Annotated in this window: 6 protein-coding genes; 3 read left to right on the top strand and 3 right to left on the bottom strand. The window is 63.4% G+C overall.

Annotation, left to right across the window (positions count from 1 at the left end; all coding sequences use genetic code 11):
* The 3 genes from QVE23_RS10045 to QVE23_RS10035 all read left to right on the top strand — a co-directional run.
* Window positions 1-442, top strand: a 442-nt coding sequence (locus QVE23_RS10045) for an ATP synthase beta subunit C-terminal domain-containing protein (protein ID WP_502919091.1), incomplete at its 5' end; no start/stop codon positions are given.
* Window positions 443-591: 149 nt separating this feature from the next.
* On the top strand, window positions 592-1,284 hold the full coding sequence (locus QVE23_RS10040) for a V-type ATP synthase subunit D (RefSeq protein WP_021751472.1): 693 nt from the start codon (window positions 592-594) through the stop codon (window positions 1,282-1,284).
* A gap of 81 nt (window positions 1,285-1,365) precedes the next feature.
* Window positions 1,366-2,571 carry an FprA family A-type flavoprotein gene (locus QVE23_RS10035; RefSeq protein WP_287968125.1) on the top strand — a complete coding sequence of 402 codons (1,206 nt, stop codon included), beginning with the start codon at window positions 1,366-1,368 and terminating at the stop codon, window positions 2,569-2,571.
* 127 nt (window positions 2,572-2,698) lie between these two features.
* Here the strand turns inward: QVE23_RS10035 and asnA are convergent, their stop codons facing one another.
* Genes asnA through gltX form a run of 3 tightly spaced genes read right to left on the bottom strand, consistent with a single transcriptional unit; the run spans window position 2,699 to window position 5,853 of the window.
* Window positions 2,699-3,706, bottom strand: coding sequence for an aspartate--ammonia ligase (gene asnA, locus QVE23_RS10030; protein WP_021751470.1), 1,008 nt, complete (start codon window positions 3,704-3,706; stop codon window positions 2,699-2,701).
* Between the two features lie 33 nt (window positions 3,707-3,739).
* A complete protein-coding gene (locus tag QVE23_RS10025; RefSeq protein WP_021751469.1) occupies window positions 3,740-4,366 on the bottom strand; it encodes a stage II sporulation protein M in 627 nt (208 codons plus the stop codon).
* A complete protein-coding gene (gltX, locus tag QVE23_RS10020) occupies window positions 4,363-5,853 on the bottom strand; it encodes a glutamate--tRNA ligase (protein WP_119310928.1) in 1,491 nt (496 codons plus the stop codon). Before gltX ends, QVE23_RS10025 begins: the two co-directional genes overlap by 4 nt.
* Between the last annotated feature and the right edge of the window lie 140 nt (window positions 5,854-5,993).

Genomic DNA, 5,993 nt, shown 5'->3' with positions numbered 1-5,993 from the left:
CCCGATCCCCGACCTGACCGGTTATATCACCGAGGGGCAGATCATCCTCAGCCGGGAGCTGTACCGCAAGGGCATCCACCCGCCGGTGGACGTGCTGCCGTCTCTGAGCCGTCTGAAGGACAAGGGCATCGGCGAGGGCAAGACCCGGGAAGACCACTCCGGCACCATGAACCAGCTGTTCGCGGCCTACTCCACCGGCAAGGACAACAAGGAATTGATGTCCATTCTGGGCGAGGCGGCTCTGACGCCCACGGACCTGCTGTACGCCAAATTCGCCGACGAGTTTGAGAAGCGGTATGTGAACCAGGGCTACGAGGAGAACCGTTCCATCCAGGAGACGCTGGATCTGGGCTGGGAGCTGCTGAGTATCCTGCCCAAGAGCGAGCTGAAGCGGATCAAGCCGGAGTATATCGAAAAGTACTGGCCCAAGAAGGAGCTGTGAGCCCCTTCCGGGGACCCCGGGATTTTGGCGGCCGCCCTCTCTTGGCTGCGGCCCATGATGAGGATTTGCCACGCGTCTGCTGCGGCGCGGAGGCGCCGGGCCGCTGACCGCGGGCTCCCAGGCCAGGATGGAAAGAAGGCGATTGACAGATGCCCAATATCACGGTCAACCCCACCCGGATGGAGCTCACCCGCCTGAAGGGCAAGCTCCGCACTGCCCAGCGGGGCCACAAGCTGCTGAAAGACAAGCGCGACGAGCTGATGAAGCAGTTTCTGGACACGGTGCGGGAGGTCCGCGCTCTGCGGCAGGAGGTGGAGGAGGAGCTGATGACAGTCCACGGCGCCTTCACCGTGGCCTCCGCGCTCATGAGTTCCCAGGCGCTGGAACAGGCGCTGCTGGACCCCAAGCAGAGTGTGAAGCTGACGCAGACCACCAAAAATATCATGTCGGTTAACGTGCCGGTGTATGATTTCCAGACGCAGACCCGGTCTGACGCGGACATCTACCCTTACGGGTTCGCGGCCACCTCCGGCGAGCTGGACACGGCCGTGGACGCCCTGGGAAAGGTGTTCCGGAAGATGCTGAAGCTGGCGGAAGTGGAGAAATCCGCCCAGTTGATGGCGGAGGAGATCGAAAAGACCCGCCGCCGGGTGAACGCTCTGGAGTACGTGGTGATCCCCAACACCCAGGACGCCATCCGGTATATCACCATGAAGCTGGACGAGAACGACCGGGCCACCACCACCCGTTTGATGAAGGTGAAGGATATGCTGCTGCAGCAGTCCATCGAGGAACAGCGGCAGCGGGACGCGGAAGTGCTGGAGCGGTTCCGGGAGGCTTGACGAAATACGCAAAGCGGTGTAGGATAATAACGCTACACCGCTTTGCTGCGTTTAACGCGTTAGAAAGGAAGAAAAGCAACTATGCATTGCGTGACAAACATCCACGAGGACCTGTACTGGCTGGGAGGCTCTGACCGGCAGCTGGCGAAGTTTGAGAATGTGTTTCCCATTCCCCGGGGCGTCAGCTATAACGCCTATCTGGTGCTGGATGAGAAGACCGTCCTGCTGGACACGGTGGACAAGGCCGTGGGGGAGCGGTTCTTCGAGAACCTGGAGTTTGCCCTGGCCGGCCGGCCCCTGGACTATGTGGTGGTGAATCACATGGAGCCTGACCACTGCGCCACCCTGGGCGAGCAGCTGCGCCGCTGGCCGGGCGCCCAGGTGGTGGCCAACGCCAAGACTGTCCCCATGGTCAGCCAGTTTTTTGACTGTGATATCTCCAACCGGGCTGTGGTGGTGAAGGAGGGGGATACCCTCTGCACCGGCCGCCACACCTTCACCTTCCTGATGGCCCCCATGGTCCACTGGCCGGAGGTGATGGTGACCTATGACGCCGCCGACAAGGTGCTGTTCTCCGCCGACGCCTTCGGCACCTTCGGCGCCCTGAACGGCAACATCTTTGCCGATCAGGTGGACTTTGAGCGGGACTGGCTGGACGATGCCCGCCGCTACTACACCAACATCGTGGGCAAGTACGGTGCCCAGGTCCAGTCCCTGCTGAAGCGGGCCGCCGGGATGGAGATCCAGATGATCTGTCCCCTCCACGGTCCCATCTGGCGGGAGAATCTGGAGTGGTTCCTGGAGAAATACCAGCGCTGGAGCACCTACACCCCCGAAGATCGGGGCGTGGCCATCTTCTGCGGCTCCATCTACGGCCACACGGAGAACGCCGCGGAGATCCTGGCCGCCCGCTTGGCAGAGAGGGGCGTAAAGAACATCTCCCTGTACGACGTGTCCCATACGGACGTGTCCTACCTTGTCAGCGAGGCCTTCCGGTGCAGCCATCTGGTGCTGGCTTCCGCTACATATAACGGGGAGATCTACACCCCTATGGAGAACTTCCTGCGGGATCTGGCCTGCCACGGTCTCCGGGGCCGTTCCGTGGCCCTGATCGAGAACGGCACCTGGGCCGCCCGCTCCGGGATGCTGATGACCAAGCTCCTGGAGGAGATGAAAGAGATGCGGGTGATGGAGGGGACCGTGACGCTGAAGTCCTCTGTCAAGGAGGCCCAGCGCCGGGGGCTGGAGTCCTTGGCGGACGCCATTGCCGACGAGCTGCTCCATTGAGAGGATGAGAAAATACCCCTGCCGGAGTTCCGGTGGGGGCATTTTCCGTTTCAAAGGCCCGAAAGGAGCGGAAAAAACCGCCCGCCGTGATCTGCGGCGGGCGGCTTTTCTGTATGGTAAATTTACTTTACAACAGTGTGATACCAGCATCTTCACATGTTTTCATGGTGTCAGCATCCCACAGGCTCACCTGAACCTCGCCAATGTGGCAGGTGCCGATCAGCAACATGCACAGCCGGGACTGGCCAATGCCGCCGCCGATGGACTGGGGCAGCTGACCGTTCAGCAGCATCTTGTGGAAGGGCAGCTCCCGGCGCTGGTTGCAGTTCGCGGCGGTCAGCTGGCGGTCCAGAGCCGCGGCGTCCACCCGGATGCCCATGGAGGACAGCTCGAAGCTCCGCTCCAGAATGGGGTTCCACATGAGGATATCGCCGTTCAGCTCCCAATCGTCGTAGTCGGGAGCGCGGCCGTCATGGCGCTTGCCGGAGGCCAGGGTCTTGCCGATCTGCATCAGAAACACGGTGTGATGCTTGCGGCAGATCTCCACCTCCCGCTCGTTGGGCGTCAGGTCGGGATAGCGGTCCTCCAGCTCCTGGGTGGTGATGAAGTACACGTCCCGGTCCGGCTTGAAGGTCAGGGCAGGGAAGGCGTTGCGCAGGGCAGCGGAGGTGTCGCAGATGGCGCCCACGATGTCGCGCACCGTCTCCTTCAGGTACAGCACGTTCCGGTCTTTGGGAGAGATATGCTTCTCCCAGTCCCACTGGTCCACATAGATGGAGTGGAGGTTGTCCACCTCCTCGTCCCGCCGGATGGCGTTCATGTTGGTGTAGAGGCCCGTTCCCTCGGGGAACTCGTACCGCTTCAGGGCCAGGCGCTTCCACTTGGCCAGGGAGTGGACCACCTGGCCGTCGGTGCCCACATCGGGGATGTCAAAGGAGACAGGGCGCTCCACGCCGTTCAGGTCATCGTTCAGGCCGGTGCGGCCGTCCACGAACAGGGGGGCGGAGACCCGGTGCAGGTTCAGGCGCACACAAAGGCTGTGCTGAAACTCCTGGTGGATCAGCTCGATGGCCCGCTGGAGCTCGTTGTTGCTGAGGGGCATCCGGTAGCCGGAGGGGATGGTGGTTTTACTCATAGTCGGAAATGCATCCTTTCTGTGGATTGTGATTCAGAGGAACAGCCCCGCGGCGAGGGGCGTCACGTAGGCCTCCGTCAGCGCCGCCAGGATCAGCAGCGGCAGCAGAAGGAAGACCAGCAGCCGGGCCGCCAGCCCCAGGCACGCGCCCAGAGGAAGGGCGGCCGGATCGCGGCGGCAGCGGCGGGTCAGGTGCCCGCAGATGTACAGCCCCATGGAAAAGGCCAGGATCAAGGCGGGCAGCTCGAAAATCCCGTGGGGCAGCAGGCTGGCGGCATACAGCAGCATGGTGGTGTCCGTGGCGGCATAGCAGGCGGCGAGGCCGCCCAGCAGCACCGCGTTCACGCCCAGCGCCAGGGCCGGGAGACGCACAAAGGGGATCAGCCCATAGAGCATGGTGACGGCACAGGCCCGCAGATTGTTGGCCAGCAGCAGAAGCGGGGAGAGGTTCCCGGCCCCGTCCGTCAGGTCCATGCCCTGGAACAGGTGCTGGAGATAGGCGGAAAAGCCGAGCCGCAGCTCCGGCACCGCCAGACACACGCCGAAGGCCAGGAAGACCAGCAGGAAAAAGGCGATGGCGGCGCGCCGGACCTCGGCCTCATATCCGTTCCGCCAGGCCCGGAGCACCGGGGCGAACTGGGCCGCCAGAAACCGCCTCATGCCCGGAGCTTGTCCAGGCCCAGCCGCAGGCGGCGCAGGGTCTCATCCTTACCAAGGATGTGGCAGATCTCCACGGCGCCGCCGGGGGTCACCAGCTTGCCGGCCGCGGCGATCCGCACCGGCCACATGAGGGTGGCGTTCTTCACGCCCAGGTGTTCCGCCAGGGCGATCAGGGTGTCGTGGACTGCGTCCGCCGTCCAGTCGCCGATGCCCTCCAGGGCGGGAATGGCGGCCTCCAGCATGGCCTGGGAGACCTCGGGATTCGTCTTGGATTTCTTGTTGGTGAAGCACTCCACGCCGTAGTCCGGCAGCTGGTCGAAGAAATCCACCTTCTCCGGGATCTCGGTCAGCTTCTCACAGCGGGCCTGGAGCAGGGCGGCCACGGCGGACACATCAATGGCGGGGTTCTTCACGGCCTCACGGATATAGGGCTCCGCCGCTTTGGCGAAGTCCTCCGGCGCCATGGCGCGGAGATACGTGGCGTTGAAGTACGTGAGCTTGTCGATGTCAAAAATGGCGGGGGACTTGGAGATACCGGCGATATCGAAGGCCTCCACCAGCTCGCTGAGGGAGAAGATCTCCTGCTCGCTGCGCTCGCCCTTGGGGGCCCAGCCCAGCAGAGCCACATAGTTCAAAATGGCCTCCGTCAGATAGCCCTGGGCCTTCAGGTCCTCGTAGGAGGGGTCCCCGTGGCGCTTGGACATCTTGTTGTGCTGGTCCCGCATAACGGGGGAGCAGTGGACGTAGGTGGGGATGTCCCAGCCGAAGGCCTCGTACAGCAGATTGTACTTGGGGGCGGAGCTGAGGTACTCGCTGCCCCGTACCACGTGGGTGATGCCCATCAGGTGGTCGTCCACCACATTGGCGAAGTTGTAGGTGGGCAGGCCGTCCCGCTTCAGCAGCACCTGGTCGTCCAGGGTCTTGTTCTCCACGGTGATGTCGCCGAAGGACACGTCGTGGAAGGTGGTGGTGCCCTCGTGGGGGATCCGCTGGCGGATCACATAGGGCTCGCCGGCCTCCACACGCTGTCGGGCCTCCTCCGGGGACAGATCCCGGCAGGGATCGTCGGCGCGGTCAAAGTCACCGGCGTCCTCCTCGGATGCGGCCTTCTCGCAGAAGCAGTAGTAGGCGGCGCCCTTTTCCACCAGCAGGTGGGCGTAGGGCTGATACAGGTCCCGGCGCTCCGACTGGATATAGGGGCCCACGGGGCCGCCTACGTCGGGGCCCTCGTCATGGGTCAGGCCGCACTCCGCCATGGTGCGGTAAATTACGTCCGTGGCGCCCTCCACCAGGCGGCCCTGGTCGGTGTCCTCGATCCGCAGGATGAACGTGCCGCCGGCGTGCCGGGCGATGAGCCAGGTGTACAGGGCCGTCCGCAGATTGCCCACGTGCATATAGCCGGTGGGAGAGGGGGCGAACCGGGTGCGGACCTTCCCCTTGGGGATGCGGGCCTCCATCTCCTGGAAAAAGCTCTGATCCAATGCCATGCAAATACCTCCATATCGGGTAAATTACAAAAAATAACAACGTACATTATCCCCTGAAACCCTTGGAATGTCAAGGGCTGATTGTGTCCGGCGGCACAGGGGCGCCGGACGCGGGGGGCAGGGTGGGGGCGGTATACATC

Origin of the sequence: Oscillibacter sp. KLE 1728 (assembly GCF_934833455.1) — a bacterium.
GTDB classification, from domain to species: domain Bacteria; phylum Bacillota; class Clostridia; order Oscillospirales; family Oscillospiraceae; genus Oscillibacter; species Oscillibacter welbionis.
Note: the sequence above shows the minus strand (reverse complement) of the source record. Positions and strands in the feature narration are given on the sequence as shown.

Excerpts from the sequence above, each read along its gene's own strand:
- QVE23_RS10040 (WP_021751472.1), top strand. The coding sequence starts at position 592 with ATGCCCAATATCACGGTCAACCCCACCCGGATGGAGCTCACCCGCCTG.
- asnA (WP_021751470.1), bottom strand. The coding sequence starts at position 3,706 with ATGAGTAAAACCACCATCCCCTCCGGCTACCGGATGCCCCTCAGCAAC.
- QVE23_RS10025 (WP_021751469.1), bottom strand. The coding sequence starts at position 4,366 with ATGAGGCGGTTTCTGGCGGCCCAGTTCGCCCCGGTGCTCCGGGCCTGG.
- QVE23_RS10035 (WP_287968125.1), top strand. The coding sequence starts at position 1,366 with ATGCATTGCGTGACAAACATCCACGAGGACCTGTACTGGCTGGGAGGC.
- gltX (WP_119310928.1), bottom strand. The coding sequence starts at position 5,853 with ATGGCATTGGATCAGAGCTTTTTCCAGGAGATGGAGGCCCGCATCCCC.